The 25,760-nt window shown below is 63.2% G+C and carries 29 protein-coding genes and 1 tRNA gene; 16 read left to right on the forward strand and 14 right to left on the reverse strand.

All coding sequences use genetic code 11. The features are described 5' to 3' along the window. Window position 1: 1 nt before the first annotated feature. The 3 genes from AB688_RS20665 (at window position 2) to AB688_RS20675 (ending at window position 1,508) form a co-directional block, all read left to right on the forward strand. Complete coding sequence (locus tag AB688_RS20665; protein WP_050706755.1) at window positions 2-301, forward strand: YciI family protein; 300 nt, start codon at window positions 2-4, stop codon at window positions 299-301. Between the two features lie 132 nt (window positions 302-433). After that, entirely contained in the window at window positions 434-823 is a 390-nt protein-coding gene (locus AB688_RS20670) for a hypothetical protein (protein WP_063545723.1), read from the forward strand. Between the two features lie 7 nt (window positions 824-830). Beyond that, window positions 831-1,508, forward strand: coding sequence for a response regulator transcription factor (locus AB688_RS20675; RefSeq protein WP_054891952.1), 678 nt, complete (start codon window positions 831-833; stop codon window positions 1,506-1,508). A gap of 35 nt (window positions 1,509-1,543) precedes the next feature. Here the strand turns inward: AB688_RS20675 and AB688_RS20680 are convergent, their stop codons facing one another. Further along, complete coding sequence (locus tag AB688_RS20680; RefSeq protein ID WP_054891953.1) at window positions 1,544-1,759, reverse strand: DUF1127 domain-containing protein; 216 nt, start codon at window positions 1,757-1,759, stop codon at window positions 1,544-1,546. A gap of 96 nt (window positions 1,760-1,855) precedes the next feature. Between AB688_RS20680 and AB688_RS20685 the strand changes: the two genes are divergently transcribed. Then, a complete protein-coding gene (locus AB688_RS20685) occupies window positions 1,856-2,707 on the forward strand; it encodes a LysR substrate-binding domain-containing protein (protein ID WP_063545724.1) in 852 nt (283 codons plus the stop codon). 6 nt (window positions 2,708-2,713) lie between these two features. Here the strand turns inward: AB688_RS20685 and AB688_RS20690 are convergent, their stop codons facing one another. Then, window positions 2,714-3,463: a sulfite exporter TauE/SafE family protein gene (locus tag AB688_RS20690; RefSeq protein ID WP_063546849.1), complete on the reverse strand. Its 750-nt coding sequence runs from the start codon at window positions 3,461-3,463 to the stop codon at window positions 2,714-2,716. Window positions 3,464-3,579: 116 nt separating this feature from the next. Between AB688_RS20690 and AB688_RS20695 the strand changes: the two genes are divergently transcribed. The 3 genes from AB688_RS20695 (at window position 3,580) to AB688_RS20705 (ending at window position 5,602) form a co-directional block, all read left to right on the forward strand. Continuing rightward, window positions 3,580-4,533 (forward strand): LysR family transcriptional regulator, encoded by a 954-nt coding sequence (locus AB688_RS20695; protein WP_054891955.1) that lies wholly within the window; start codon window positions 3,580-3,582, stop codon window positions 4,531-4,533. A 57-nt stretch (window positions 4,534-4,590) separates the two neighbouring features. Then, on the forward strand, window positions 4,591-5,046 hold the full coding sequence (locus tag AB688_RS20700; RefSeq protein ID WP_054891956.1) for a MarR family winged helix-turn-helix transcriptional regulator: 456 nt from the start codon (window positions 4,591-4,593) through the stop codon (window positions 5,044-5,046). A 127-nt stretch (window positions 5,047-5,173) separates the two neighbouring features. Then, a complete protein-coding gene (locus AB688_RS20705; RefSeq protein ID WP_063545725.1) occupies window positions 5,174-5,602 on the forward strand; it encodes an organic hydroperoxide resistance protein in 429 nt (142 codons plus the stop codon). A gap of 61 nt (window positions 5,603-5,663) precedes the next feature. Here AB688_RS20705 and efp read toward each other — a convergent pair whose 3' ends face one another. Together efp and earP are read right to left on the reverse strand one after the other, a co-directional pair. Then, complete coding sequence (gene efp / locus AB688_RS20710) at window positions 5,664-6,233, reverse strand: elongation factor P (protein WP_028691737.1); 570 nt, start codon at window positions 6,231-6,233, stop codon at window positions 5,664-5,666. Between the two features lie 48 nt (window positions 6,234-6,281). Next, window positions 6,282-7,412 (reverse strand): elongation factor P maturation arginine rhamnosyltransferase EarP, encoded by a 1,131-nt coding sequence (gene earP / locus AB688_RS20715; protein ID WP_063545726.1) that lies wholly within the window; start codon window positions 7,410-7,412, stop codon window positions 6,282-6,284. A 143-nt stretch (window positions 7,413-7,555) separates the two neighbouring features. Between earP and AB688_RS20720 the strand changes: the two genes are divergently transcribed. Both AB688_RS20720 and AB688_RS20725 read left to right on the forward strand, forming a co-directional pair. Next, complete coding sequence (locus AB688_RS20720) at window positions 7,556-7,942, forward strand: hypothetical protein (protein WP_054891959.1); 387 nt, start codon at window positions 7,556-7,558, stop codon at window positions 7,940-7,942. A 2-nt stretch (window positions 7,943-7,944) separates the two neighbouring features. Then, complete coding sequence (locus AB688_RS20725) at window positions 7,945-8,427, forward strand: GreA/GreB family elongation factor (protein ID WP_063545727.1); 483 nt, start codon at window positions 7,945-7,947, stop codon at window positions 8,425-8,427. A gap of 9 nt (window positions 8,428-8,436) precedes the next feature. Here AB688_RS20725 and AB688_RS20730 read toward each other — a convergent pair whose 3' ends face one another. Continuing rightward, window positions 8,437-9,369 (reverse strand): LysR family transcriptional regulator, encoded by a 933-nt coding sequence (locus tag AB688_RS20730; RefSeq protein ID WP_063545728.1) that lies wholly within the window; start codon window positions 9,367-9,369, stop codon window positions 8,437-8,439. 121 nt (window positions 9,370-9,490) lie between these two features. On the opposite strand from AB688_RS20730, the gene AB688_RS20735 reads away from it, so the two are divergent. Further along, complete coding sequence (locus AB688_RS20735) at window positions 9,491-10,240, forward strand: 3-oxoacyl-ACP reductase family protein (RefSeq protein WP_063545729.1); 750 nt, start codon at window positions 9,491-9,493, stop codon at window positions 10,238-10,240. A 34-nt stretch (window positions 10,241-10,274) separates the two neighbouring features. On the opposite strand, the gene AB688_RS20740 is transcribed toward AB688_RS20735, so the two are convergent. The 5 genes from AB688_RS20740 to AB688_RS20760 all read right to left on the reverse strand — a co-directional run bounded on the left by AB688_RS20740 (window position 10,275) and on the right by AB688_RS20760 (window position 16,585). Then, window positions 10,275-11,621, reverse strand: a complete 1,347-nt coding sequence (locus AB688_RS20740; protein ID WP_063545730.1) for a TolC family outer membrane protein — start codon at window positions 11,619-11,621, stop codon at window positions 10,275-10,277. A 10-nt stretch (window positions 11,622-11,631) separates the two neighbouring features. Beyond that, entirely contained in the window at window positions 11,632-12,924 is a 1,293-nt protein-coding gene (locus tag AB688_RS20745; RefSeq protein WP_063545731.1) for an HlyD family type I secretion periplasmic adaptor subunit, read from the reverse strand. Further along, window positions 12,921-14,642 (reverse strand): type I secretion system permease/ATPase, encoded by a 1,722-nt coding sequence (locus AB688_RS20750; protein WP_063545732.1) that lies wholly within the window; start codon window positions 14,640-14,642, stop codon window positions 12,921-12,923. Before AB688_RS20750 ends, AB688_RS20745 begins: the two co-directional genes overlap by 4 nt. Window positions 14,643-14,679: 37 nt before the next feature. Beyond that, complete coding sequence (locus AB688_RS20755) at window positions 14,680-14,991, reverse strand: AprI/Inh family metalloprotease inhibitor (RefSeq protein ID WP_231100263.1); 312 nt, start codon at window positions 14,989-14,991, stop codon at window positions 14,680-14,682. A 136-nt stretch (window positions 14,992-15,127) separates the two neighbouring features. Next, window positions 15,128-16,585, reverse strand: a complete 1,458-nt coding sequence (locus AB688_RS20760; protein WP_063545734.1) for a serralysin family metalloprotease — start codon at window positions 16,583-16,585, stop codon at window positions 15,128-15,130. Window positions 16,586-17,027: 442 nt separating this feature from the next. Here AB688_RS20760 and AB688_RS20765 point away from each other — a divergent pair, with 442 nt between their 5' ends. Both AB688_RS20765 and AB688_RS20770 read left to right on the forward strand, forming a co-directional pair. Beyond that, window positions 17,028-17,402, forward strand: a complete 375-nt coding sequence (locus tag AB688_RS20765) for a hypothetical protein (protein WP_054891968.1) — start codon at window positions 17,028-17,030, stop codon at window positions 17,400-17,402. A gap of 217 nt (window positions 17,403-17,619) precedes the next feature. Continuing rightward, window positions 17,620-19,752: a TonB-dependent siderophore receptor gene (locus AB688_RS20770; protein WP_063545735.1), complete on the forward strand. Its 2,133-nt coding sequence runs from the start codon at window positions 17,620-17,622 to the stop codon at window positions 19,750-19,752. A 120-nt stretch (window positions 19,753-19,872) separates the two neighbouring features. Here AB688_RS20770 and AB688_RS20775 read toward each other — a convergent pair. After that, window positions 19,873-19,962 (reverse strand) — tRNA-Ser (locus AB688_RS20775). 289 nt (window positions 19,963-20,251) lie between these two features. Between AB688_RS20775 and AB688_RS20780 the strand changes: the two genes are divergently transcribed. The 3 genes from AB688_RS20780 to AB688_RS20790 all read left to right on the forward strand — a co-directional run bounded on the left by AB688_RS20780 (window position 20,252) and on the right by AB688_RS20790 (window position 22,833). After that, window positions 20,252-20,941, forward strand: a complete 690-nt coding sequence (locus tag AB688_RS20780) for a crotonase/enoyl-CoA hydratase family protein (RefSeq protein ID WP_054891971.1) — start codon at window positions 20,252-20,254, stop codon at window positions 20,939-20,941. Window positions 20,942-21,071: 130 nt separating this feature from the next. After that, window positions 21,072-21,791 carry a lysophospholipid acyltransferase family protein gene (locus tag AB688_RS20785; protein WP_063545736.1) on the forward strand — a complete coding sequence of 240 codons (720 nt, stop codon included), beginning with the start codon at window positions 21,072-21,074 and terminating at the stop codon, window positions 21,789-21,791. Between the two features lie 70 nt (window positions 21,792-21,861). Next, window positions 21,862-22,833, forward strand: a complete 972-nt coding sequence (locus AB688_RS20790) for a magnesium and cobalt transport protein CorA (RefSeq protein ID WP_054891973.1) — start codon at window positions 21,862-21,864, stop codon at window positions 22,831-22,833. A 74-nt stretch (window positions 22,834-22,907) separates the two neighbouring features. On the opposite strand, the gene AB688_RS20795 is transcribed toward AB688_RS20790, so the two are convergent. Continuing rightward, window positions 22,908-23,642 carry an amidotransferase gene (locus AB688_RS20795; protein ID WP_063545737.1) on the reverse strand — a complete coding sequence of 245 codons (735 nt, stop codon included), beginning with the start codon at window positions 23,640-23,642 and terminating at the stop codon, window positions 22,908-22,910. A 526-nt stretch (window positions 23,643-24,168) separates the two neighbouring features. Between AB688_RS20795 and AB688_RS20800 the strand changes: the two genes are divergently transcribed. Next, window positions 24,169-24,969 (forward strand): c-type cytochrome, encoded by an 801-nt coding sequence (locus AB688_RS20800; RefSeq protein ID WP_063545738.1) that lies wholly within the window; start codon window positions 24,169-24,171, stop codon window positions 24,967-24,969. A gap of 37 nt (window positions 24,970-25,006) precedes the next feature. Here the strand turns inward: AB688_RS20800 and AB688_RS20805 are convergent, their stop codons facing one another. Continuing rightward, window positions 25,007-25,339 carry a ribonuclease E inhibitor RraB gene (locus AB688_RS20805; protein ID WP_054891976.1) on the reverse strand — a complete coding sequence of 111 codons (333 nt, stop codon included), beginning with the start codon at window positions 25,337-25,339 and terminating at the stop codon, window positions 25,007-25,009. Window positions 25,340-25,522: 183 nt separating this feature from the next. After that, window positions 25,523-25,759, reverse strand: coding sequence for a hypothetical protein (locus AB688_RS20810; protein WP_063545739.1), 237 nt, complete (start codon window positions 25,757-25,759; stop codon window positions 25,523-25,525). Between the last annotated feature and the right edge of the window lies 1 nt (window position 25,760).

Raw genomic sequence — 25,760 nt, forward strand, 5'->3', positions numbered from 1 at the left:
CATGCTCTACGCCATCATCGCCAGCGACGTCGAAAACTCCCTGGAAAAACGCCTGGCTGCACGCCCTGCGCACATCGAGCGCCTACAGCAGCTCAAGGCCGAAGGCCGTGTAGTCCTGGCCGGCCCGCATCCGGCCATCGACAGCAACGATCCCGGCGCTGCCGGCTTCAGCGGTAGCCTGATCGTCGCCGAATTCGACTCCCTTGCCGCCGCACAGGCCTGGGCCGACGCCGACCCGTACATCGCAGCAGGCGTGTACGAGAAGGTGGTGGTCAAACCGTTCAAGCAAGTGCTGCCCTGAGCCTGATAGGGCCTGTTCGCGGGCAAGCCTTCACGACGACGTGCACGCGAACAGGCCCAGGCAATCCCCGGATTCATCTATTGCGACCCACTGCCGACAACCTTCTGAATCGAACAAGAATCAGGAGTCCCGATGCGCCAAGGTCCGATGTCCCTGCTGCTTTTCTGCCTGTTGCTGCTCTCCCCCCTCGCCGTCGCCGAACAGCCTCTGTCGTTGGAAGCCGGTGCGCGCATCACCGAGCTGCAGCAACGTCTGGAGGAAAGCGAGAAACAGCGCGCTGCACTGAGCAAACAGCTGCAAAATGCCGACAGCGCCCGGGAAAGCACCCAACTCGAACGCCTGCGCCAGGACAACCAGCGCCTGCAGGCTACGGTGGAAAAACTGCAGACCACCAGCCCCCTACGCCTGCTTACCGACCAGCAGCAGTGGTTCCTGATCGGATCGGTCGTTGCACTGTTGTCGGCAGTCTGCGGTATCTTAGCCAGCGGCGGACACAGAAGACGCCGACAATGGTTGAATTGAGTGAGTCATGAGCGAGCTGTTACTGATTGATGATGACCAGGAGTTGTGCGAGCTGCTCGGTAGCTGGCTGACTCAGGAGGGCTTTGCGGTCCGCGCCTGCCACGACGGCGAGAGCGCGCGCCAGGCCCTGGCCGCCCACGCCCCGGCGGCGGTGGTGCTGGATGTGATGCTGCCCGATGGCAGCGGCCTGGAGCTGCTCAAGCAACTGCGCAGCGACCACGCCGAACTGCCGGTATTGATGCTGTCGGCCCGTGGCGAACCCCTGGACCGTATCCTGGGCCTGGAGCTGGGTGCCGACGATTACCTGGCCAAACCCTGCGACCCGCGTGAGCTGACGGCTCGCTTGCGTGCCGTGCTGCGCCGCAGTCATCCGGCGGCGCCCAGCACCCAGATCGAGATCGGCGACCTGGCCTTCAGCCCCGTGCGCGGGGTAGTCAGCATCGATCAGCGCGAGATGAGCCTGACACTCTCCGAGAGCCGCATCCTCGAAGCCCTGCTGCGCCAACCCGGCGAGCCATTGGACAAGCAGGAACTGGCGCAGATCGGCCTGGGCCGCAAACTGACGCTCTATGACCGCAGCCTGGACATGCACGTCAGCAACCTGCGCAAGAAGATCGGCCCCCACGCCGATGGCCGTCCACGCATCGTCGCCCTGCGCAGCCGCGGCTACTACTACAGCCTGTAAACGCTGCGGGGCGGCCATGCCCCGCAGCGACGCCTTCACTTGCGCAATGGATCGTCCCAGAACGGACGCTCCACCTCCTGCAGGGTATCTGCCCGACTCAACCCCAGATCGTGCAGCGCATCGTCGCTGAGGCTGGCCAATTGCCGGCGCTGGCGGTACAGCTGCTGCCAGCGCAACAGTCGCTCAAGCGCCTGTGCAAGCAGTTGGCCCAAGGAGAAGGAAGTGTGGGTAAAACCGACATGACCTTTCATCGTGAAGCCCTCCGTGTGAGTGGCTTCAGTCTCGCGCCAGGCTTAGGATCAATCCAACGAATGTTTCTTATGTCTTGCATCTGGAGGATTGATGCAATGTCCACCTACCAGAGCCTCGACGCCGAGGTCTTGCGCACCTTCGTTGCCATCGCCGAACAAGGCGGTTTCACTCGTGCCGGGGAGGTCGTCAACCGTACCCAGTCGGCCGTGAGCATGCAGATGAAACGCCTGGAGGAAGACATCCTCCAGCGCCAGTTGTTCGAGCGCGACGGACGCCAGGTGCGCCTGACCGCCGAGGGCCAGGTGCTGCTCGGTTATGCCCGGCGCATCCTCAAGCTGCACGGCGAGGTGTTCAACACCTTGCGCATGCCACACATGGTCGGCGTAGTGCGCATCGGTACACCGGACGACTACGCCATGCGCTTTCTGCCGGCGATACTCACCAGCTTTGCCAGCAGCTATCCACTGATCCAGGTGGAGGTGCATTGCGAGCCATCGAAGCAATTGATGCTGCGCCAGGACCTTGACCTGACGATCATCACCCGCGAGCCGGGTGCCGAGGTGGGCCAACTGCTGCGCCAGGAACGCCTGGTATGGGCCGCCGCCAAGGGTTTCTGCCCCCACGAACAGCGCCCGATACCCCTGGCGATGTTCAACACCGACTGTTTCTGCCGCTCCTGGGCCTGCAACGCCCTCGAACATCAGGGGATCGATTACCGCATCGCCTACACAAGCCCAAGCCTGGCTGCGATCTTTGCCATCGTCGGTGCGGGTTTGGCGGTTACGGCCCAGTTGCAGAGCCTGATCGGCGACTCGCTGTGCATTCTCGGCGAAGACCAGGGCCTGCCGCAGTTGCCGATGGCCAATGTGATGCTGCTGCGCAATGCGCAAAGCCATTCGCCGATCACCGACTGCATGGCCGACTACGTGATCGACGGTTTCAGGTAAAGGTTGTCAGAGCTCCAGGCCCAGCATCACCGCACAGACGATCAGAAACACGCAGAACAGCGTACGCAGCACTTTCTCGGGCAGCGCATGGGCCAGCTTCACGCCCCAGCTGATGCTGAGCAAACCGCCTACCGCCAGCGGAATACCGACATGCCAGTCAACGCTGCCATGAACGCCATAGGTGAGCAGCGTCACCATGGTACTCGGCGCCGCAAGCGCCAGCGACAGGCCCTGAGCCACCACCTGGGTGGTGCCGAATACGCTGGTCAGGATCGGCGTGGCCACTACCGCGCCACCAACGCCGAACAGCCCGCCCATGCTACCGGCGAAACAGCCCAGCACACCCAGCCACGGCCAGGGATAACGCAGCTGGCTGCTCGGCGGGCTGGCTTTCATGAACATGCGTGCCACGTTCCACACCGCCAGCGCCACCAGGAATGCGACGAAGCCCAGGCGCATGGAGTGTGCATCGAGCCCTACCGCCCAGATCGAGCCCAGCCAGGCAAAGATGAAGCTGCACAGCGAAAGCGGCACGGCATGGCGCAGCTCGATGCGGTTGCGCTGATGATAGCGCCACAGCGCCAGCAGCACGTTGGGCACCACCATCACCAACGCCGTGCCCTGGGCCAGCTGCTGGTCGAGACCGAACAGCACTCCCAGTGCAGGAATCGCAATCAACCCGCCGCCGATCCCGAACAGGCCGCCCATGGTGCCCAGCGCCGCGCCCAAAACGATGTACATCAACCACTCGATCATCAGTGCCTCATTCGACTGCATTCTCAATCCAGGCATGCTACCCAGTGGAGGCTGGCAGGGAAACGCACAGCAGCGCACAATGGCTTTGCGTTTTACGCACAAGCATGGGAAGGGTCATGAGTCCAGATATCCTCACCGAACAACTGAGCCTGTTTCTCGATGTACTCGAAACCGGCAGCTTCTCGGCGGCCGCGCGCCGTCACCCCTTGACGCCTTCGGCAGTCGCCCGACGCATCGACAACCTGGAAAACGCCGTGGGCAGCCGCCTGTTCGTGCGCAGCACCCATGCCGTGCGCCCGACTCCGGCAGGCAATGCCTTCGCCGAGCGCGCCCGCCGCATCATCGAGGAACTGCGCCTGGCACGGGCTGAAGCGGTATCCCTGAGCAATGCACCAGAAGGCCTTATCCGCATGGATGCCCCTGCAGCCTTCGGCCGCCGCCACCTGGCGCCAGCGATCGCCGACTTCCTGGTGGCTTACCCCGGGCTCGATGTGCAACTGCGCCTGATCGACAGCTTCGTCGACATGCACGGCAGCCACCTGGGCGAGGTCGACCTGGTGCTGCGCGCAGGCACTCTGGCCGACACACGTCTGGTCGCCACTCCGTTGGCCTACATGGTGCGCATCGCCTGCGCCAGCCCCGCGTACCTGGCCGCCAGAGGCGTGCCCACCTGTCCCAGCGAACTGCCGCAGCACGACGGCCTGGACTGGGATGGCCTGGCACCACCGTTCGCCTGGCGCTTCGCCGTCGACGGCCAGGTGCGCCTGTACCGCCCGGCACGTCTGCGCATGACCGCCAATAACGCCGAAACCCTGCTGTTCGGCGCCCTCGCCGGCCTCGGCATCGCCCATCTGCCCACCTGGCTGGTCAGCGAATACCTGCTGCGCGGTGAACTGCTGCCGCTGTTCTGCGAAAACGGCCTGCCCGAACCGGAAACCACCGGTATCTATGCACTACGACTCGAACATGAAACGAACTCTCGCAGCCGCTTGCTGCTCGAATTCCTCAAGAGCCGCTTCAGTCCTGTCCCTCCCTGGGACCTGGCGCTACGCAGTGGACTGCGTGGTTGATGAGCGCGCTAACGATCAGCGTGCTAGATTCTTAACTGAACTCATTCAAGGACCTGCATGAACGCCGACATCAAAGCCCCCTGCGACGAGCTGTTGCTGGACAATCAGGTGTGCTTCGCCCTGCACTCCACCTCGTTGCTGATGACCAAGGTCTACAAACCCTTGTTGCAGGCCCTGGGCCTCACCTACCCGCAATACCTGGCCATGCTCGTGCTGTGGGAGCAGGACGGCCTGACCGTAGGCGAAATCAGCCAGCGCCTGTTGACCGACCCCGGTTCGCTCACCCCGCTGCTCAAGCGCCTGGAAAGCGAAGGCCTGCTCAAGCGCACCCGCAGCCGCGAGGATGAGCGCGTGGTGCTGGTGCAACTGACCGACAAGGGCCGTGATTTGCGCGACGAGGCCAGCAAGGTGCCGCACTGCATCCTGGAAGCCTCCGGGCGCACGGTGGAACGCTTGCAGAAGCTGCAGGCCGAACTGCTCGACCTGCGCAACAGCCTGCAAAAAAGCCTCTGAGGACTATGCTGTGGAAGCCTGTCGGACGAATGGTCGAAAATTTATCTTGCGCACTAAATGATTGCACGCTAATTTAAACCCATACCCACCCAGCGCCAAGGCGCACAGCACACAAGCGAGGCTCAAGATGCAAAAGGTCACTCCCCTGTACATCGCAGAAGCAACCTCCACTGGTGGTCGCGACGGCAAATCCCGCTCCAGCGACGGCAAGCTCGAAGTCAAGCTGAGCACCCCTAAAGAACTGGGCGGTGCTGGCGGTGAAGGCACCAACCCCGAGCAGATGTTCGCTGCCGGCTACTCGGCCTGCTTCATCGGCGCACTGAAGTTCGTCGCCGGCCAGGAGAAGAAAGCCCTGCCTGCCGACGCCTCGATCACCGCCAAGGTCGGTATCGGCCAGATCCCCGGCGGTTTCGGCCTGGACATCGACCTGCACATCAACCTGCCGGGCCTGGCCCAGGCAGATGCCGAAGCCCTGGTGGAGAAGGCGCACAAAGTCTGCCCATACTCCAACGCCACCCGCGGCAATGTCGATGTGCGCCTGCACGTGACGGTCTGAGTAAACGCCAGACACAAAAAAACCCGGCCAAGGCCGGGTTTTTTTGTGGGTCGCACGAAGATTACTTCTTGGAACGGCCCTTGAAGCTGTTGTCGCGAGTGTCGATGTCGATCCACTCGTCGATCTGGATGAAGTCAGCTACCGAAATCTCGGTACCGTTCTTCAGCTTGGCAGGCTTCATGACCTTGCCCGAGGTATCGCCGCGAGCAGCGTTCTCGGTGTAGACAACCTGACGGCTGATGGTGGTCGGCAGCTCAACCGATACCAGGCGGCCTTCGAAGAAGACGGCTTCGCAGACATCTTCCATGCCTTCTTCGATGTACGGGAGAACGGCGTCGATGTCTTCGGCGTTCAGCTCGTACATGGTGTAGTCGGTGGTGTCCATGAAGGTGTACGAGTCACCGCTGATGAACGACAGGGTCGCTTCTTTGCGATCCAGGATCACGTCGTCCAGCTTGTCGTCCGCACCGTAGACGGTTTCGGTCTTGTAGCCGGTCAGCAGGTTCTTCAGCTTGGTCTTCATGATCGCGCTGTTACGGCCCGACTTGGTGAATTCCGCTTTCTGGACCAGCCACGGGTCGTTGTCGATCCGCAGTACGGTACCGGGTTTCAGCTCTTTACCAGTTTTCATTACGAAGTATCCGAATCTGGATGGATTTATAAAAATCGAGGCCGCATATCATATCCAATTTCGGTAAAACTGTACCAGCGCTGTGGCAAGGTCCGGCCGAGTGGCCTGTTCCAGGCACCATTGCCGGGCATGCATCTGCAGTTGCGGCCAGTGTTTCAGCACCCCGCGCCAGGCCTCGCCCATGTCACGATCCATGTTCCAGGCACGCCACAACGCCACCAGTGCATCTGCGGCATCGTCCGACAGCCCCTGTCGATAGATCTTGAGAAAAGCCTCGAGCTTTTCCCAGTGAGCGTTCTCTTCTTGCACGTAGATGTGCCACAGCAGAGGGCGCCCGGCCCACTGGGCACGCACGAAGGAATCCTCGCCGCGCACGGCATTGAAGTCGCAACACCAGAGGATACGGTCGTAGTCGTCCTGGCTGACGAATGGCAGCACCTGAAAGGTCAGCGCCCCGCGCTGGCGCACCTCGCCCACTGCCAGTCGTTCACCCAGCCACGCACGCAGGTCGGACAGGATTCGACCTTCGGGGACCAGCAGGTGGGTGGGCTGATCGTCTGCCGCCAGGGCTTCCAGCCAATGGCCCAACTGCGCGTTCTCGTAGGCGAACAACGACATCAGTCGCGCCTCGGGCGCAGGTTTCACGCCGAGGCCGGCAAGGAATGCCTTGCGCGCGGCAGCATCCTGCTCGAACGCAGCACGCTTGCCCAGCAGTTCGCCTTCACGCAGCAAGCCGCCGGTATTGGCGGTGAAGCCCGGGAAGAAAAACACTTTGCGCAGGCCATTGGGTTGTGGCGACGGCAGCCCATGACAACCCTCGACCCAGTCTTCGGCGCTCAGGTATTCGAGGTTCAGCCACAACGCTGGTGTCGAGCGCTCGGCCAGGGCTTCGACATAGGCCGCCGGTAGTTGGCAACCGAAGGCACCGATCACCACCTCGGCGGTTTCGCATGCGGGCCAATCGACCGGCCAATGGCGTACCTCGACGCCTTGCTGATATTGCCGCGCGGCCTGTGGATCAGCCTCCGGGCACAGGCGTGCAAACGCGTGCAGGTCGTCCACCCAAAGGCGCACGGTCAACGCATGCTCATCGGCGAGCTGACGCGCCAGGCGCCAGGTGACGCCAATATCGCCATAGTTGTCGACGACCGTGCAAAAAATGTCCCAGGTGGCTTTCACGACCACTCCCCTCGCAGCGCAGAAAACCATGGATTGTGCGGATAAACCGGCACCGACAAAAGCGCTACCCGCACCCGGCAATAAAACAAATCGCACAGCCATGCGACAATGGCCCCTCGATCGACCCCTGCCAGGAGGCCACGATGCCCCGTCGCCGCGAACTGAAGATCACCCTGAACCCTTTGCAGTTGATTGTCTGCGTGGCCTTCGGCCTGTGGCTCGGCGCCGTCGCCATCGCTTTAAGCCTGTGGCTGGCCTGGCAGTTGTGGCCACAGCAGGTCGAGCCACTGGCCCAGGCAGTGGCTCCGGCACGCAGCGCCCCCGCCCCAGTTGCCCCGCCGCAACCGGCCGACGCGCAGCAGGCAATGTTCGAGCGCTACAAGGAGATCCTGAACACGCAGCAAGCTCAACAGGCCATCGAGGCCAACCCGCGCAACCTGAACAACCCCAAATGCCAGTTCTGGCTGCAGCAGAACCGCAATGCACCGACCGACAAGAGCCAGGCCAACGTGCTGGAGTTCTGCCGCTGACCATGGACAAGCCAACCCTGCTCGCGCGCATCATCGACACCCTAGAGCACGACATGGAGGTGCTGCGCCGCGCCGCCCAGACCGCCTACGAAACCGCCACCGCCGAAGAGAACATCGCCGAGAACAAGTACGACACCCTGGGGCTCGAGGCCTCCTACCTCGCCACCGGCCAGGCGCGCCGTACCGCCGAAATCCGCCAGGCGCTGCTGAGCTACCAGCAGTTGCTGCTGCGCGACTACGATCCGGCGCGCGGCATCCAGCTGAGCAACCGGGTAACGCTTGAAGATGAGCAAGGTCGCCAGCAGTTGCTGTTTCTCGGCCCCGAGGGCGCCGGACTGAAAATCGGCGAAGGTGCTGGGCTGGTGACCGTGATCACCCCGCGCTCGCCGCTGGGCAAGCAGTTGATCGGCAAGAAACTCGATGACGAAGTAAGCCTGGTGCTCGCCGGGGTGGCGCAGGTGCAGTACGTAGTCGAAGTCGACTGACGGCAGAATTCAGGCGCCTGCCATCGCATCGAACTGCTTCGCCAACCCCTGCGCCTCGAAACACGCCAACAGATAGTCGATGAAAGCGCGGGTCTTGCCCGGCAGCAGCTTGCGCTCAGCGTAGTAGACGCTGACGCTGCCATCGTCCACATACCAGTCCGGCAACACCCGGCACAGGCGTTTGCTGGCGAAGGACGGCACGGCGAACGGCATGCTCACCAAGGCAATGCCCAGCCCCTGCTCCGCCGCAGCGCAGGCTGCATCCGAGTCGCTCATGGTCATCGCCTGGCGCAGGTGCAGCGGGCGCTGCTCCTGGTTGCGACTGGTCAGCGGCCAGGAGCGCACTCGCCCGGTCTGCGGTGAACGGATCAGGATGCCGTCGTGCTGGGGTAGTTGTTCCGGCATCTGGATCGGCGCGTGCCGCTGCAGGTACTCAGGCGCGGCTACCAAGACTCGGTGTGCTGGCGCCAGCTTGCGCGCAACGACTCCCGGCGGCAGGTCGAAGCCGCCGCCAATCGCCGCATCGAACCCTTGGCCGATGAGGTCGACCTGGCGGTTGTCGAAATGCCAGTCTGGGGTGATCGCCGGGTATCGGCGCAGGAACTCTCCCAGCAACGGCAGCACGTACAAACGCCCGAACACGATGCCCATGCTGACCCGCAGCACCCCGGCCGGTTGACCTTCGCTACTGGCCAGGTTGGCCACAGCGTACTGGATGCTGCGAAAACTCTCGCTCACCTCACCTAGAAAGCGTTGCCCGGCCTCGGTCAGGGTCAGTTTGCGCGTACTACGCTGGAACAGGCGCACACCCAGGCGAGATTCCAACTGGGCGACGTTCTTGCCCACCGCCGCAGGTGTGATGGACAGACGCCGGGCGGCCTCGGCGAAGCTGCCGACCTCGGCACTGGTGATGAAGCACTCGAGGCTGCTGAAGGATTCCATAAACGATTCCCAACCAGAAGTTCACTCTGATGATAGTGATTGCGATCTTATCAGCAGGTAATCACCCGTCGATACTGACCCCATCCAAGGCACACCGCCTTGCTCGCTTCAGGAGAGCAGCATGTCCCACGTATCGAACCTCGAAGGCAAAGTCGCCCTGGTCCAGGGTGGTTCCCGCGGCATCGGCGCCGCCATCGTCCGGCGCCTGGCCCGCGAAGGCGCACAGGTCGCCTTTACCTATGTCAGCTCTGCTGCCCCCGCGCAGGCCCTGGCTGACGCCATCAACGCCGAGGGTGGTCGCGCCCTGGCCCTGCGCGCCGACAGCGCTGATGCCAGCGCGGTACAGCAGGCGGTGAACGACACCGTCAAAGCCTTCGGCCGCCTCGACATCCTGGTCAACAACGCCGGCGTACTGGCCGTGGCGCCAGTGACCGAATTCGACCTCAGCGACTTCGACCGCATGCTGGCGATCAACGTGCGCAGCGTGTTCGTGGCGAGCCAGGCCGCGGCCCGACACATGGGCCAGGGTGGCCGGATCATCAACATCGGCAGCACCAACGCCGAACGCATGCCGTTCGCAGGCGGCGCGCCCTACGCCATGAGCAAGTCCGCGCTGGTCGGCCTGACCCGCGGCATGGCCCGTGACCTCGGCCCCCAGGGCATCACCGTCAACAATGTGCAGCCTGGCCCTGTGGACACCGACATGAACCCGGCCAGCGGCGAGTTCGCCGACAGCCTGATCCCGTTGATGGCGATCGGACGCTACGGGCATGCCGATGAAATCGCCAGCTTCGTCGCCTACTTGGCAGGGCCTGAGGCTGGCTACATCACCGGCGCCAGCCTGCTGGCCGATGGCGGTTTCGCCGCCTGAGCCCTTGCGACAGGGAGCGGCCCACTGGCCGCCCCTATCCGCCAGCTGCCACGAAGGCTTCGTCTACCCGCGCCAACTGCGCTTCGCTCAAGGTCCCTGCCTGGTAATGCAGCTTGATCCAGGCCAGCAGGTAGTCGTAGCGCGCCCGCGCCAGGTCACGCCGGGTGGTCGCCAGTTGCTGTTCGGCATTGAGCACATCCAGACTCACCCGCTCGCCGCCCTGCACGCTCTTGCGCGTCGACACCACCAGCGCCTCGGCCGCCTGCAGCGCCCGCTCATAGGCACGCAAGCGACTGGCGCCGGACTCGCAGGCGTTGTATTGCTTGCGCAGCTCGATAAGCGTGTTGCGCGTATTGCCATCCAGTTCGTACTCGGCCTGCTCCAGATGCCGGCTGGCCTGGCGCGTCGAAGCCCTGACGCCACCACCGGCAAACAGCGGCACGCTGATCTCGATACCGACGGTGTTGGTGTCGTAGCGCTGGTTGTAGGTGTTACCACTGTCCGACTCCTGGCGCCGCGAAGTGGCGAAGGCGCTGACCTTGGGCAGGTGCCCGGCGCGATTACGCTCGACTTCGTAGCGCGCCACTTCCAGCGCATGACGCTGCGAGCCGAGTTGCGGGTTGCTGGCCAGCGCCAGCGATTGCCAGGCCTCATAGCTGGTCGGCGTAACCTGCGGGAAGGCGAAGCCACTGCGCAGCGGCGCCAGTTCATCGATGCGTACAGCCGGCTCGCCGATCAGCGCACCGAGTTCGCGCAATGCGGCATCCTCGTCGTTACGTGCCTGGATTTCCTCGGCATCAGCCAACTCGAAACGAGCCTGGGCCTCGAGGATGTCGGTGCGCGTCCCCTCGCCGGCCTGGAACAGACGCTGGTTCTGCTGAAACTGCTGGCGGTAGGCCTGCTTGCTGGCCACGCTGATAGCGATCTGGTCCCGGGCATACAGGGCCTGGGTGTAGCTGGTCATCACCCGCACCAGCAACTGCTGACTCTGGTCGCGAAAGCTTTCGTCGGCGAACAGCGCCTGGGCCACCCCCTTGCGATAGGCCGCATAGGCTTCGTAGTCGAACAGCGGTTGCTGGAGAATGAAGGTCGAGCCATAGCTGTCATAGCGCCTGTCTTCACTTGAACGACGCGAATCACCGAGGTAGCTGGCTTTCGAATCGTTGCGGCCCTTGTTGTAGCTGTAGGAAAGGTTGGGCAGCAGGCCTGCACGGCCGATGGCGCGATACTCCTGGCCTGCCTCGCGGGCCTTGAAGGCGGCGAGGTAGGTTGGATCGCGGCGCAAGGCCTGTTCGTAGACCTGAAACGGCCCCATGCCGGCCTGGGCCAGTGTCGGCAGCAGCACGCAGGCCGCCAGCAGACCGGTTGCAGATGATTTCATCGCAACGTCCTTATTGTTCGGTCAAGGCGCTGCCTGCACGGTCGAGCAGGGGCTTGAACAGGTAGTTGAGCAGCGAGCGCTCGCCAGTGCGCACGAACAGTTCGGCGGGCATGCCCGGACGGATCGACAAGCCCTGCAAACGCGCCAGCGCCTCTTCGCTGACGGTGCTGCGCAGCACGTAGTACGGCTGGCCGCTGCGCTCGTCGAGCAACTGGTCGGCCGATATCAGCGCCACCTCGCCGGTGACCCGTGGCGTGCTGTTCTGGTTGAAGGCCGTGAACAGGATATCGACCGGCAACTGCGGCGCGACCTTGTCCACCAGGTTCACCGGCAAGCGCCCCTCCACCTCCAGCGCTGTGCCTTGCGGCACGATCTCAAGCAACGTGTCGCCTGCCCGCACCACCGCACCCTCGGTGTGGACGCCCAGGTTGACGGCGATGCCGTCGGCGGGTGCGAGGATCTCGCTGTGACGCAACTCGAAGCGTGCCGAGTTGAGCTGCTGCTCCAGCGTCGCGGCCTTGACCTGGGCCTCGGCCAGTTGGGTGCGCACCTCTTTCTGGTATTCCTCGCGGCGCTGCTGCAGGTTGAGCCGGGCCTCGACGATGCCTTGCTCCAGGCGCGCGCTGTCGCCTGCGTTCTGCGCCAGGTCACGTTGCACCTGGGACAACTGCCGCTGGTATTCGAGCACCCGATTGCGCGGGATGTAGCCCTCGCCGGCCAGCGGGCGCAGATTGTCCAACTGCTCGCGCAGGGAGTCAGCCTGGGCCTGCAGGTCGCCCCGCGCCCGGCGCATGCCGGCCAGTTGGGCCTGGGAGCCTTCGATGCTGGCCGACACCGCGCCCTGTTCACGGGCCAGGGCCTGGCGACGGCTATCGAACAGCTGGCGCTGACCTTCAACAACCAGGCCGAGTTGCGCATCGGACTCATCCATCAGCTCGGCAGGAAACTGCACCTGCCCCGCGTTGTCCCGTTCACCGCGCCAACGCGCAAGGCTGGCCTGGGTCATGCGGTACTGGGCCTGCAGCGCCTCGACATCTGCTTGTACCTGGGTACGATCGAGGCGGAACAGCGGCTCACCCTGGCGCACCACCTGCCCTTCGCTGACCAGAATTCGGCTGACCACCCCGGCAGCCATCGACTGCACTGCCTTGCGCTTGCCCGACACCACCACGGTGCCCTGCACCGCCACGCCCTGATCCAGCGGCGCGAGGCTGGCCCAGGCCATGAATCCGCCAAACCCCAGCAGGGTCAGCAGCCAGCCAAGGCGCACGTAGAAGCGTGCATCGCTCGTCACGCGGCTCATGCACCACCTCCGGCTTGCAGCGGCCGCTGTGCGGTGCCCTGGCCCAGCGCCTGGAGAATATCCCGCGCAGGGCCAAACGCCTGCACACGCCCGTCGCTCATCACCAGCAGCTTGTCAGCCTGGGCCAGCGCCGCGCTGCGATGGGTCACCAGCACCACCGTGCGCCCCAGAGCCTTCAACTGGACGATGGCATTGGCCAACGCCGCCTCGCCAAGGCTGTCGAGGTTGGAGTTGGGTTCGTCGAGCACGATCAGACACGGGCTGCCATAGAGTGCGCGCGCCAGGGCAATGCGTTGCTTCTGGCCGCCAGAGAGGTCGCCACCGCCCTCGCCCAGGCGCGTGTCGTACCCCTGCGGCAAGCGCAGGATCAATTCATGCACCCCCGCCAGACGCGCAGCCTCCACCACCTTATGGCCGTCGAGCTCGCCGAATCGGGCGATATTCTCGGCAATGCTGCCACGCAGCAGCTCGATACTTTGCGGCAGATAGCCGATATGCGGACCGAGCGCATCGCGGTCCCACTGGGAAAGCTCGGCGCCATCCAGGCGCACATGGCCCGCCAGCGGTTGCCAGACACCCACCAGCAACCTGGCCAGGGTCGACTTGCCGGACCCCGAAGCCCCCAGCACCCCCAGCACCTCACCGGGCGCCAGGGCAAAACTGACCTGCTGCACGGTGGCGACCCTGCGCCCCGGTGGCCCGCCGCTGACCTGCTCGATGGACAACTGACCGTCAGGCGCTGGCAGCGACATTGGCACTGGTGGTTCAGGATGCTCCTGCAGCAAGGTTTCCAGGCGCTTGTAGGCCAAGTGGGCACCGCTCCACTGCTTCCACACCGCAATGAGCTGGTCGATCGGCGCCAGCACTCGGCCCATGAGAATGGAGCCGGCGATCATCATGCCCGGCGTCATCTGGCCCTCGATCACCAGCAGCGCACCCAGGCCCAGCACCAGCGACTGCAAACACAGGCGCAGGGACTTGCTGGTGGCAGTGATCACTGCCGACGTGTCGCTGGCCCGGTTCTGCAACTCGAGAAAGCGCCCGTGCAAGGCGAACCAGCGCTGGCGTAGCGCGCCGAGCATGCCCATGGCCTGGATGCTTTCGGCGTTGAGCAGTTGGCTGCCGGCCAGGCTGCTCGACTGCTGCTGCAGGTTGCTCGCTTCGGCCAGCGGGCGCTGGGTCAGGCGCTCGTTGAGCACGGCCAGCAGTACCAACAGCAAGGCTCCGGCACTGGCGAGCACACCCAGCCAGACGTTGAACAGGAAAATCACCGCCAGGTACACCGGAAACCAGGGGGCATCGAAGAAGGCGAACAACGCAGGGCCAGTGACGAACTGGCGCACCTGGGTCATGTCGTTCAAGGCCTGGCCAGCGGCGCCATCACCCTGGCGCAAGTTACGTTCGAACGCGGCGCGATAGATGTTCAGGTTGAAGCGCTGTTCCAGTCGATGGCCGACGCGAATCACAATGAAACTGCGCACCGCTTCCAGCACGCCCATATATGCGAAGAAACCCACCACCATCAGCGTCAACATCCACAGGGTGGTTTCATTCTGCGAAGTCAGTACACGGTCGTACACTTGCAGCATATAAATCGACGGCACGAGCATGAGAATATTGATCAACGCAGTAAAAAAACCGACGCTGATCAACGTCGATTTGAATTCGCCAAGTGCCGCCCACAAAAGTGCGCCGGGCCTGTTGCTCGGAAGTTTCATGTTTCGCCCTTATTGCCGTTATAACTTGGCCGGGTAATTAATTGTCCACACGCTCCAGCACCACTGCACTGCCGGCGGCTGAAGTCCAGGTATAGCGACCGGCGCCCTGTCGGCTGAAATGCACCACCGTGCTGCCGTCGCCGCCCACCAGTGCCAGGGTGTCGGGTGTCACCAGCCAACTGCCCGGACGAACCCCGAGCAAGCGCTCGGCGCAGGCCAGGTCGCCGTCAAGCGCGCCCTCGCTGGCCGACAGGCGCAGGGTGCAGGCACTGGCCTGCTGCTGCTGCGGATAAAGCGCCCAGCGCCCGGCCAGTTGCGCGGCGTTGGGGAGTAGCAGGCTGCTCGCCATACCTACCTCGGTCATAGACATCAAGGGAATCGCGCCCAGCGCGATCATTCGTTTGATTGCTCGCATCCATCAACCTCGTGTGGTCCATGTGGCAGGGAGCGACCCGCGCAGCGCTACGCGAGCCGCTCCCGGCCCGTCAGACCACGATATCCGTGGCGACGGCCTGACCTACGGTGGTCACCAGGAAGTCAGCCAGGCTATTGCCGGTGAAGTCGATGGACAGGCTGCCCAGGTTGGTCGCCTGGTCGTAGCTGAGAACGGCCTCGCCGGCATGTCCGGTGAAGGCGCTGACGAACTCTAGCGGTAGCTTGCCCTGGGAAAACGCCGAGATGGCTGACAGATCAATCTTGTCCTGACCGCTGACAAAATCCATGATCCGGTCCGGCGCCTTGGCCGTCGAATCGCTGATGGCCCCATAGACGAAGGTGTCCGCACCGCTTCCCCCCCAGAGGGTATCAGCCCCGCCACCGCCGTAGATGATGTCGTTGCCGGCACCACCCTTGAGCACGTTGGCCACCGCGTTGCCGATCAACAGGTCGTTGCCCGAACCGCCGATGGCGTTCTCCACGGTCACGCCCTTGGCGATCGAGACGTTACCGATCATGCCGCCAACATCGGAGAACGAAGCCTCGTTAAGGTTGATCTTCTGGTTCTGGGTGAACCCGGAGAAGTCCAGGGTATCGTTGCCGCCGCCATCCCACACGCTGAACACCACCTTGGACGAAGCCGAGGTGGCCGAGTAGAAGTCGCGATCGGCTGTGGAGTTGAAGCCGTACACGGTATCGCCCGAACGCGTGGCGTAGTTGGCGCCGTAGAGTTTCTGGATCGCCGCGATGTCGTCCATCAGCGGGGCCGACGCGTAGTACTGCCCGCCGCCCTTGACGAAGTTCTGCGCGGTGTTGCTTTCGCTCCAGTAGCTCATGACGCTGTAGCCGCGGGTGTCCTGTGCATACGAAGCGTCACGGTAGCTCGGGTTGCCCTCGCCGGCGTTGTAGTCACCGGGGTGGGACAGGCCGAGCACGTGGCCGATCTCGTGGGTCAGGGTCTGGCGACCGTAGTTGCCAGTGTCGGGATTGATGTTCACCTGATAACCGCTATTGATCAGGTACCACGACTCACCTTTGTGCGAACCCCATCCGTCGAACGGCAGGTAGGCGAACGCCGCGCCACCGTTGCTGGCGCTGAAGTTGCCGAAGGTCATGTGACCGTCGCCGCCCGAAGCTGCCTCGGTGAAGCTCAGCTTGGCCACGTCGGCCCACGACTCCATGGCCAGCTTGGCCTGGGCTTTCTGCTGGTTGTTGAACTGGCTGAAGCTGCCCAGGCCACGGCTGGCGAAGTCCGCCGGCGCTTTGGTCAGGAAGGTGTAGGTGAGGCTGATGGTGCCGTCCTTGTTCAGGTCCTTCCAGGACGCCCCGTCGCGCAGCAGTTGGGTGGCTGCCTGATCGACGGTGAACGAAGGTTTGCCATTGATGTTCGCACCACCGCGATCGTACTGGTGGGCGAAGCTGTTGATCAGCCCGAAGGCCGAACTCGGCCCGTTCGGTTGCAACACCGAGGCAGCAGAAACAACAGCATTTGCTTTGACTTTCGACATGCAGACACTTCCTTGTTTGCGGAAAAGTTGATGTTCGACAGGAACGCTCAAACTTTCGGCGAGAGCATCCTGTCACTCGCCCTTGTGAGGCGCAAAAAAACTGACACATTTAGAAACTTTCTGTCCAGTGTTTTTTGACGCCAATCTTCCGAACGGAGAAATAAGCGGTGCGCCGCTGTTATTTGCGCAAACTGTTATGCATCAGGTGTATTGAGGAGTACCCATACTCCAGATAATGACTGACCGGTTTATTATTCAAGGCCGGGAAGTTTTATTATGAAAAAGCGACGTCCTGCTGATGATTCAAGACCGTCGTTCGTTAATGGCGTCTGGCCTCGCGACAACCGGTCGCACGACCCTCCGTCGCCTGCTCGTTGACTTGCCGAGGGGTGCGGCGCTCAGTAGGTGCTGGTCACAGCCCCTCCACTGACAGGACGACACAATGACAAGACTCACGGTGCAATCCGGCGATTTCTTGCAAGGTGAAGGCGAGTATCGCAACGGATCGCTCACACTCAAGACCCCACGCAGCCAGGCCGGTGAGCGTATCTCTCTGGCCCGTATCAAGGACCTCCGGCTCGCCAGCCTGGAATCGAACCGCAACCTGGGCGCCACCCTCGGCTGGGGTGTAGCCGGCGCCCTGGTGGCCGGGCCGGTCGGCATGCTCGCCGGATTGTGGCTTGGCGGCAAAGAGGAGGAAGCCACCTTTCTCGCCACGTTCAAGGATGGCCGCAAGCTGCTGGCCATTACCGATGGCAAGACCTGGTCGAAGATCGACGACACCTGGCGCCAGCGTCAGCGCTCGGGCGCCAGGTAAAACCATCGGGGTCGAGTTCGTCTGCATGATCGAGGTGTTCTTTTCGCGGGCACCCCACTGAACCCAAGAGCAGTGTGATACCCGTGGGAGCGGGCTTGCCCGCGAAAAGAACACCGCACAGCCCCTGACACCCCTGCTACCATTGCGCCCCCTTTGCCAACCGCCCCACCGACTGCCGCCGGAGCAACCGGCGCGTCCGCCTTCCAAGGAGCCTTGCATGACCCCGCTTCGCCCCCGCCTGCCCTTTGGCCTGCTTGGCCTGGGCCTTGCGCTGCATGCCGGTCAGGGTCTGGCCGATGAACGCGTGACCCTCGCCCCCTTGCAGGTCACCGAACGCAGCGGCGATGACGGCTATCAACCACGTGAAGCCCAGGTCGGCGGCTGGCATGCCGCACCGCTGCTCGACACCCCGGCCTCGGTCAGCGTGTTCAGTCGCCAACTGCTCGATGATCGCCAGGTACGCCTGCTCAGCGAGGTGCTGCAAAGCGATGCCTCGGTCGGCGAAAGCTACGCGCCGATCGGCTACTACGAGAACTTCAACGTGCGCGGCTTCGAACTGAATGCCGCCAGCAGCTATCGGATCAATGGCCAGACCATCGCCGGCGAGCAGAACGTGGCGCTGGAGAACAAACAACAGGTCGAATTGCTCAAGGGTTTGTCGGGCCTGCAGAGCGGCGTGTCCGAACCCGGCGGGCTGGTCAACTATGTGACCAAGCGCGCCGAGGATGTGCGCAGTGTCACCGTCTCGACCAACGAGCAGGGCGAACGCTACCTGGCCACCGACCTCGGCGGCTGGTTCGGCAGCGAGAAACAGTTCGGCCTGCGCGCCAACCTCGCCCATGAAGACATCCGTTCCTACGTCGACCATGCCGACGGCAAGCGCGACTTCGCCTCGCTGGCATTCGACTGGCAGATCAACCCCGACGCCACCCTGCAACTCGATGCCGAGTATCAGCACCGCGAACAGCGTTCGGTGCCCGGCTACCAATTGCTGGGCGGCACCCAGGTGCCCCACGGCATCGACCCGGACGACCGCCTGGCCTACCAGCATTGGGCCAAGCCTGTGACGAACGACTCGCTGAACCTGGGCGGGCGCTTCGAGTACCGCTTCAACGAGACCTGGACCGGCGCCCTCAGCGCTTCGCGCAGCAAGGTGGTGATCGACGACTACAGTGCTTTCGCCTGGGGCTCCGGCGACGACGCGTTCTTCTCCGGAAACGGCGACTACGGCATCTACGACTTCCGCAGCCCCGACGACACCCGGCGCACCGACGAACTCCAGGCCACCCTCGAAGGCCGTTTCCAAGCCTTGGGCCTGCAGCATGAACTGACTGTCGGCAGCAGCGCCCAGCGTCGGACCCTTGATCAGCGTCCGTATTACAACGAGTGGCTCGGCAGCGGAAACATCTACACCGGCGCGCCCGCTCTGGCGCAGTCCGAAAAACCGATCGGACATAGCGAACGCCGCCTGGACAGCCGCCAGTACGGCCTGTTCGTCAGCGACCGCATCAGCTTCAACGAGCAATGGCAGACCGTACTCGGCGCCCGCGAAGTGCGCCTGGACGAAAAGACCTGGGACGAAACCGGTGCTGCTGGCCGCCATACCCGCCAGTACCAGTTGCTGCCCAACGCCGCCCTGATCTACAAACCGCAAGCGGACACCACGCTGTACGCCAGCTGGTCCAAAGGCCTGTCGGCGGGCGGCACCGCGCCTTGGTTCGCCAGCAACGCTGCCGAGATCCTCGCCCCGACCCTGTCGCGCCAACTGGAAGTGGGTATCAAGCGCGACTGGAAAGGCATGAGCCTGAGCGCAGCGCTGTTCCAGATCCGCCAGGCCTACCAGTACGCCCGCCCGCAGGACGGTACGGCCCCGATCTATGTGCAACAAGGCCAGCAGAAGAACACCGGCCTGGAGTTCGGCGCCAGCGGCTGGGTGACATCCAACCTGCAGTTGCACGCCAGCGCCGCCGCGATCCGCGCCCGGGTGAAGAACAGCGGCACCGACGCCTACGAGGGCCACCAGGCGATCAACGTGCCTCGTCTGCGCGCGGCGCTGCAAGCCGAATACAACCTTCCGGTGCCGGGCCTGGCACTGCTCGGCGGTGCACGCTACAGCGCCAGCAAGTACGCGAGCCAGGCAGGCAACGTCGAGGTCGGCGGCTACACGGTATTCGATATCGGCAGCCGATACCGCATCCGCATCGGTGACTATGACACCGTGCTGCGCCTGACGGTCGATAACCTCTTCGACAAGCGCTACTGGCGCGATGTGGGGGATTACCTGGGCGACAACTATCTGTTCCAGGGCGCGCCGCGCACGGCAAGACTGTCGGCGTCGGTCAGTTTCTGAATATATCGCTTCCCCCGCGGCCACCGGCTTGGTCGGTGTTCGCGGGCGAGCCCGCCAAGCCGGATTTCATGCAAACAAAAAACCCCTGAACCTTTCGATTCAGGGGTTTCTTGTGGAATGTGGCGGTGAAGAAGGGATTTGAACCCTTGATACGATTTCTCGTATACACACTTTCCAGGCGTGCTCCTTCGACCACTCGGACACTTCACCGGATCTCTTCAAGCCATTCAGCCTGTCGAGGCGCGCTAATTTAGTAGAAGACCTTTCCTTTGGCAAGCATTTTTTTCAGAATTTTCATGCGCTTAAGCCTCGCCCCGGAAAAGCCTGGCCAGCCAGGGCGATGCTGCCAATCTGGCCTGCGCTTTTTCCGCATTCCGGACACCTGCCCCGACGCCACACGGGGTAGCTGGCCAAGGCTGACCGGCCAGTCAGCCTTGGCGCTTTACCTGGCCTGCGCTGCTGGGTAACGTCATCGCCACGCCACCCAAAGGACTCTGTCATGAGCGAGCTGATTACCTACCACGCCGAAGACGGCATCGCCACCCTGACCCTGAACAACGGCAAGGTCAACGCGATCTCGCCGGACGTCATCACCGCCTTCAACGCAGCACTGGACCGTGCCGAGGAAGAACGTGCCGTGGTGATCATCACCGGCCAGCCAGGCATTCTTTCCGGCGGCTACGATCTCAAGGTGATGACCGCCGGCCCCAAAGAGGCGATCGACCTGGTCACCGCCGGCTCCACCCTGGCCCGCCGCCTGCTCTCGCACCCCTTCCCGGTGATCGTCGCCTGCCCCGGCAATGCCGTGGCCAAAGGCGCGTTCCTGTTGCTGTCGGCCGACTACCGTATCGGTGTCGAAGGTCCGTACAAGATCTGCCTGAACGAGGTCCAGATCGGCATGACCATGCACCATGCCGGGATCGAGCTGGCCCGCGACCGCCTGACCCGCTCGACCTTCCAGCGCTCGGTGAACAATGCCGAGGTCTTCGACCCGCACGGGGCAGTGGTGGCCGGGTTCCTCGACAAGGTAGTACCCGCCGAGCAACTCCAGGAAACGGCGCTGAGCGCGGCGCGGGAACTGAAGAAACTGAACATGCTGGCGCACAAGAACACCAAGCGCAAAGTGCGCAAGGCGCTGCTGGAAACGCTCGACAAGGCAATCGAGGCCGACAAGGGCCACATGGGCTGAAACCAGGCTTGCTGGAGCTGCCGCGTGCCGCTCCAGCAAAGCCAGGACGCGACCGGTCTCTGTTCGCCGGTTTGCCCTGACCAGTGCACGGTCGTACACTGCGCCGCGACTGTCTGGTGTGAGCCGTATCATGCTCTATATGCTTCGCATGCTCCTTCTGGCGCTGCACTTCCTGCTGGTCGGCGCCGTCGGCCTGGTCATCGGCCTGTGCCGCCCCTTCAACCCCGACAACAGCCGCCTGTTCGCCCGCCTCTACAGCGTGCCAGCAGCCTGGCTCATGCGCATCCGGGTCAAGGCTGAAGTCGGCCCGTTGTGGGACCAGCCGCCCGGCTGCGTGATCGTCGCCAATCATCAATCCAACTACGACCTGTTCATCCTTGGCCAGGTGGTTCCACGGCGTACGGTCGCCATCGGCAAGAAGAGCCTGGGCTGGATTCCGTTGTTTGGCCAATTGTTCTGGCTCGGCGGCAACGTACTGGTGGACCGCAAGAATGCCTACCAGGCGCGCAAGGCGATGCGACTGACCACGCGGATCCTGCGCGACGACACCTCGATCTGGATCTTCCCCGAAGGCACGCGCAACCCGGCTGAACACCTGCTGGCGTTCAAGAAAGGCGCGTTCCACATGGCGGTCGAGGCCGGCGTGCCGATCGTGCCGGTATGCGTCAGCCGCTACGCCAAGCGCCTGAGCCTCAACAGTTGGCGACAGCGCACGGTGATCGTCCGCTCCTTGCCACCGATCGCCACCCATGGCCTGGGGCAGCAGGACGTGCCAGCGCTGATGGAGCAATGCCGACTGCAGATGCAGCAGTGCATCGATCGTATGGAGCGGGAGTTGCCGCAGGCCTGAGCCGCCAGCTTGCTCTACGCCGCAGCACGGCCCAAGCTGTCGGGGTGTCCAACCGAAGAAGCAGGCAACCATGGGTCGAGTCGTCGCAGCGGCGGTGTACAGCGCCGGGAGAAAGGTCACCAACATCAGCCTCGACGAAGGCAGTGAATGGGCACGCAAGCCTGGGCACTTCGTCTGGATAGGCCTGGAGGAGCCCAACGCCCAGGAGCTGGCCAACCTGCAGCGCCAGTTCGGCCTGCACGAACTGGCCATCGAGGACGCGCTGGAGAAGCACAGCCGCCCCAAGCTCGAAACCTTCGGCGACGCGCTGTTCATCGTCACCTATTCGCCGGTGCGCCATGAGGGCAAGCTGGAATTCATCGAGACCCACATCTTTGCGGGCAACGGCTACATCATCACCTGCCGCAACGGCCATTCGAAATCCTACGCCCTGGTACGTCAGCGCTGTGAAGCGCGGCCGCTGCTGCTCGAGCACGGCGAGGACTTCGTGCTCTACGCCCTGCTCGACTTCGTCACCGAAAACTACCAGCCCGTCAGCGAGGCGATCCATGGCGAGATCGAGGAGCTGGAGCAAAGCGTGCTCAGCGGCTCGCTGCAAGAACAGGACATCCGCCGCCTGCACAGCTTGCGTCGCGACATCCTGCGCCTGCGCCGCTACGTGGCGCCGATGGTGGAGATCGGCGAAGAGCTGCAGCGCCTGAGCTTTCCTTTCATCGACAAGAACATGCGCCCGTACTTTCGCGACGTGCAGATCCACGTCACGCGGCAGATGGAGGACCTTGTCGGCATACGCGACATCGCCAGCCAGACCATCGAGATCGGCATGCTGCTGGAGTCGTCACGCCAGAGCATCGTGCAGCGCAAGTTCGCTGCGTGGGCGGCGATACTCGCCTTCCCCACGGCCATTGCCGGGATCTACGGAATGAACTTCCAGAACATGCCGGAGCTGGGCTGGCACTACGGGTACTTTGCGGTGCTGGGCGTGATCGGGGCGGGATGTGCGGGGCTGTATGCGAGCTTCAAGCGCTCGGGATGGTTGTGACGGGCTAGCTAGCGAGTCGTTCTTTTCGCGGCGGCGCCATACAAGCCCGCGAAAAGAACGCCGCAGTGGCAGGCTCAGGCCGCGCTCTGCCTGCCCTTGCGCGGTTGCTGGACGAACCGCAGCATCCACTCGCCCACCAGATCGCCCTGGTGCTCGGCGGCCAGGCTCGCCACGGCCTTGTGATACACCTCATCCCCCAGAACGTCCTGGCGCGCATCGAGCAGCGCACGGGAATAGTCGTGGACAAACTCCGGATGCCCCTGGAAGCACAGCACCTGGTCACCCACGTGATAGGCCGCATTCGGGCAGAAATCGCTGGAGGCGATCAGGGTTGCGCCTTCAGGCAACGCGGTCACCTGGTCCTGATGGCTGATCAGCAGGGTCAGTTCGGTCACCTCAGGGTCCATCCATGGCGCGTGGGCCGCCAGGCTGTAGCGGTGGATACCCAGCCCCCAGCCGCGATCGGCGCGCTCAGCCTTGCCGCCCAGCACCAGCGCCAGCACCTGGTGACCAAAACAAACCCCCAGCAGCTTCTCGCCCCGCTCATAAAGCTTGAGCAGGTAGGCCTTGAGTGTCTGGATCCAGGGATCGGTACCGAACGAGTCGGCCTTGCTGCCGGTCACAAGGTAGGCATCGAAGGTTTCACCTTCGGGCGGATACTCGCCGTTCATCACGTTGAAGACGCGAAACTCGGCGGCGATCGGCTGACGCGAGAACAGCTGCTCGAACATCCTTCCGTAGCCCCGATACTGCGCGGTCAACTCCGGTCGCAGGACATCGGTTTCAAGGATGCAGATGCGTAACGACATAGGGATAGTCCTGAACGACATGTGATGGAATCTGATGTAGAGACTGACGCGAAAGACACGTACAAGCAAGAGGTGTGCACTGACGAACGGTCACCTGGCAGACCCTGCCCGTACAGCATCCTCGATGTGTCTAGTCAGAGCATGCCAGCTAAATGGCCATTGGCCTCATAACGTTCGGAAATGCCTGTAAACACGCTTAGAACAAAGGGTTCTCAAACAAGGCCGGTGTTCGCCCTACTGTTGGGGTAGACATTCACGCAAGAGGCACGCAAGGCCTGCGTTTCATACGCCACAGTGATCGACCCGACGCAAGACAAGGAAGCCAAAGGCTATTCAGGAATAACAACAAGAAGGCGGTCCGCCATGTTCAGACAATCGAAAGTACGCCAAGCCGGACTCATACTCTTCGCCACCACGTTGCTGCTGATCCTGCCGAACCTGACACGCTTGTTCGGCTGAAGGCAGCGGTGGCATTCGCACGCTGCGCAAGGGTAATCTGCCGACCTGTCCGGGTTGGAGATCGCTCATGCGCCATTGCCTGAGTTTGCTGTTGCTGTTGGTCAGTCTGCCACTGGCGGCTGCGCAATTGACACTGGAGCTGGGCAACGGTCAACGCCAATGGCAGTCCGAGCAATTGCTCGAGCACCCGCAGGCGCGTGCGATCGACATCCCCCAGGACGTGGCCTACAAACGCCCCATGCATTACCGTGCGGTGCCGCTGGCGACCCTGCTCGAAGGGGTGAAGCCCGGCGATCACCTGCAAGCGGTGGCACTGGATGGCTTTGCCGCGGAGATGCCCGCTGCGCCGCTGCTGCAGGAAGGCCCGGCACGGGCGTGGTTGGCCGTGGAAGATCCGCGCCAGCCATGGCCAGCGCTGGCCGAGGACAAGCCCGGCGCCGGCCCGTTCTACCTGGTCTGGACCGACCCGCAGGCAAGCGGCATACGCCCCGAACAATGGCCCTACCAGATCGCCAGCATCCGTCGCCTGGCGCCGGTCGCCGAGCGCTTTCCTGCCCTGCTGCCTGCGCCCGAGCTTCCCGCGCAAGACCCGGTACGCCAGGGTTTTGCATTGTTCCAGCAGAACTGCCTGGCCTGTCATCGCCTCAATGGCGCGGGGGATGCCCAGTTCGGGCCGGACCTGAACCTGCCGCACAACCCCACCGAGTACTTCCAGCCGAGTTACCTGCGCCTGTACATTCGCGACCCGCAGAGCCTCAGGCAGTGGCCGCAGGCACGCATGCCGGGGTTCTCGAAGGATGTGTTGAGCGAGCAGGAGCTCGATGCGCTGATCGCCTACCTCGGGCACATGGCCAAGCGGCGACCTTGAGAAGAATGCGCGGGGCCGCAGCGCAGCCCCGAACGCGTCAGGCGATGAGTCTTTCCTGTTTGACGCCCCAACCCTCGACCTCGCCTCCCAGCGGCGAAATCACCGCCTCGAAGGCCTCCTCGAAAGCCCCGATCCCTCGGTAGGTGGCGTACATGACCTTGCTCAGTTCCAGGTGCCAGGCGCCGTCATCGCGCTCGTGTACCTGGGCATTGATCGACTCTCCGCGGAATTGCCCCGCGGCCCGGCGTGCCCCGACTTCGTCTGGAAAAGTGGCATAGAACTCGATGGGATGGATCTGGGTGAAATCGAAACCACCCGCTTTCATCTGGCGAAGCACGCTGCTGCTGATGTCTTCGTTCTGGCTGCTCATGAAACGTCCTCCTGAAAAACCCAAGGGATAGACTTTCCGTGCACTACGCACCTGCCGGCAGCCCGCAAGGGGCCTGGCAGTTCGAGCTGATGCAAGACGCGAATGAAAACGGCGTAGACCCGCAGAAGACCGACGCCTCTGTCCAGCGTAGTGCGGATGACGGCACCTTGCCAGGTGCCCCGTTCAGGGCGCTTCGTGGATGGTGGTGATGATCACGCCGTTCTGCTCCTTGAGCCACAGCGCGGTAGGGGACGGTTTTCGGTCTTGGAAATCGTTAAGGTCCAGTTCATCCATGAGCGGAAACAGCTTGGAGCGGATGGCCCGCGCCGCATCCTCTTCACTGGGCAGATGCTCGCTTTTGAGCAGCAGGGACTGCGTTACACCTTTCTGATCAGCAAAGATGATTTCCCACTCTTTCATT

The organism is Pseudomonas putida, assembly GCF_001636055.1.
GTDB lineage: Bacteria > Pseudomonadota > Gammaproteobacteria > Pseudomonadales > Pseudomonadaceae > Aquipseudomonas > Aquipseudomonas machongensis.

Bases quoted from the DNA above. Each gene is read 5' to 3' on its own strand.
- AB688_RS20810 (WP_063545739.1), bottom strand. From the start codon at position 25,759: ATGAAAGAGTGGGAAATCATCTTTGCTGATCAGAAAGGTGTAACGCAG.
- AB688_RS20730 (WP_063545728.1), bottom strand. From the start codon at position 9,369: ATGGAATCCTTCAGCAGCCTCGAGTGCTTCATCACCAGTGCCGAGGTC.
- AB688_RS20780 (WP_054891971.1), top strand. From the start codon at position 20,252: ATGAGCGAGCTGATTACCTACCACGCCGAAGACGGCATCGCCACCCTG.
- AB688_RS20700 (WP_054891956.1), top strand. From the start codon at position 4,591: ATGAACGCCGACATCAAAGCCCCCTGCGACGAGCTGTTGCTGGACAAT.
- AB688_RS20720 (WP_054891959.1), top strand. From the start codon at position 7,556: ATGCCCCGTCGCCGCGAACTGAAGATCACCCTGAACCCTTTGCAGTTG.
- AB688_RS20765 (WP_054891968.1), top strand. From the start codon at position 17,028: ATGACAAGACTCACGGTGCAATCCGGCGATTTCTTGCAAGGTGAAGGC.
- AB688_RS20695 (WP_054891955.1), top strand. From the start codon at position 3,580: ATGAGTCCAGATATCCTCACCGAACAACTGAGCCTGTTTCTCGATGTA.
- AB688_RS20755 (WP_231100263.1), bottom strand. From the start codon at position 14,991: ATGGCGAGCAGCCTGCTACTCCCCAACGCCGCGCAACTGGCCGGGCGC.
- AB688_RS20685 (WP_063545724.1), top strand. From the start codon at position 1,856: ATGTCCACCTACCAGAGCCTCGACGCCGAGGTCTTGCGCACCTTCGTT.
- AB688_RS20750 (WP_063545732.1), bottom strand. From the start codon at position 14,642: ATGAAACTTCCGAGCAACAGGCCCGGCGCACTTTTGTGGGCGGCACTT.
- AB688_RS20770 (WP_063545735.1), top strand. From the start codon at position 17,620: ATGACCCCGCTTCGCCCCCGCCTGCCCTTTGGCCTGCTTGGCCTGGGC.
- AB688_RS20800 (WP_063545738.1), top strand. From the start codon at position 24,169: ATGCGCCATTGCCTGAGTTTGCTGTTGCTGTTGGTCAGTCTGCCACTG.
- AB688_RS20665 (WP_050706755.1), top strand. From the start codon at position 2: ATGCTCTACGCCATCATCGCCAGCGACGTCGAAAACTCCCTGGAAAAA.
- AB688_RS20735 (WP_063545729.1), top strand. From the start codon at position 9,491: ATGTCCCACGTATCGAACCTCGAAGGCAAAGTCGCCCTGGTCCAGGGT.
- AB688_RS20795 (WP_063545737.1), bottom strand. From the start codon at position 23,642: ATGTCGTTACGCATCTGCATCCTTGAAACCGATGTCCTGCGACCGGAG.
- AB688_RS20740 (WP_063545730.1), bottom strand. From the start codon at position 11,621: ATGAAATCATCTGCAACCGGTCTGCTGGCGGCCTGCGTGCTGCTGCCG.
- AB688_RS20745 (WP_063545731.1), bottom strand. From the start codon at position 12,924: ATGAGCCGCGTGACGAGCGATGCACGCTTCTACGTGCGCCTTGGCTGG.
- AB688_RS20675 (WP_054891952.1), top strand. From the start codon at position 831: ATGAGCGAGCTGTTACTGATTGATGATGACCAGGAGTTGTGCGAGCTG.
- AB688_RS20670 (WP_063545723.1), top strand. From the start codon at position 434: ATGCGCCAAGGTCCGATGTCCCTGCTGCTTTTCTGCCTGTTGCTGCTC.
- AB688_RS20705 (WP_063545725.1), top strand. From the start codon at position 5,174: ATGCAAAAGGTCACTCCCCTGTACATCGCAGAAGCAACCTCCACTGGT.
- AB688_RS20760 (WP_063545734.1), bottom strand. From the start codon at position 16,585: ATGTCGAAAGTCAAAGCAAATGCTGTTGTTTCTGCTGCCTCGGTGTTG.
- AB688_RS20725 (WP_063545727.1), top strand. From the start codon at position 7,945: ATGGACAAGCCAACCCTGCTCGCGCGCATCATCGACACCCTAGAGCAC.
- efp (WP_028691737.1), bottom strand. From the start codon at position 6,233: ATGAAAACTGGTAAAGAGCTGAAACCCGGTACCGTACTGCGGATCGAC.
- AB688_RS20790 (WP_054891973.1), top strand. From the start codon at position 21,862: ATGGGTCGAGTCGTCGCAGCGGCGGTGTACAGCGCCGGGAGAAAGGTC.
- AB688_RS20785 (WP_063545736.1), top strand. From the start codon at position 21,072: ATGCTCTATATGCTTCGCATGCTCCTTCTGGCGCTGCACTTCCTGCTG.
- AB688_RS20690 (WP_063546849.1), bottom strand. From the start codon at position 3,463: ATGATCGAGTGGTTGATGTACATCGTTTTGGGCGCGGCGCTGGGCACC.
- AB688_RS20805 (WP_054891976.1), bottom strand. From the start codon at position 25,339: ATGAGCAGCCAGAACGAAGACATCAGCAGCAGCGTGCTTCGCCAGATG.
- AB688_RS20680 (WP_054891953.1), bottom strand. From the start codon at position 1,759: ATGAAAGGTCATGTCGGTTTTACCCACACTTCCTTCTCCTTGGGCCAA.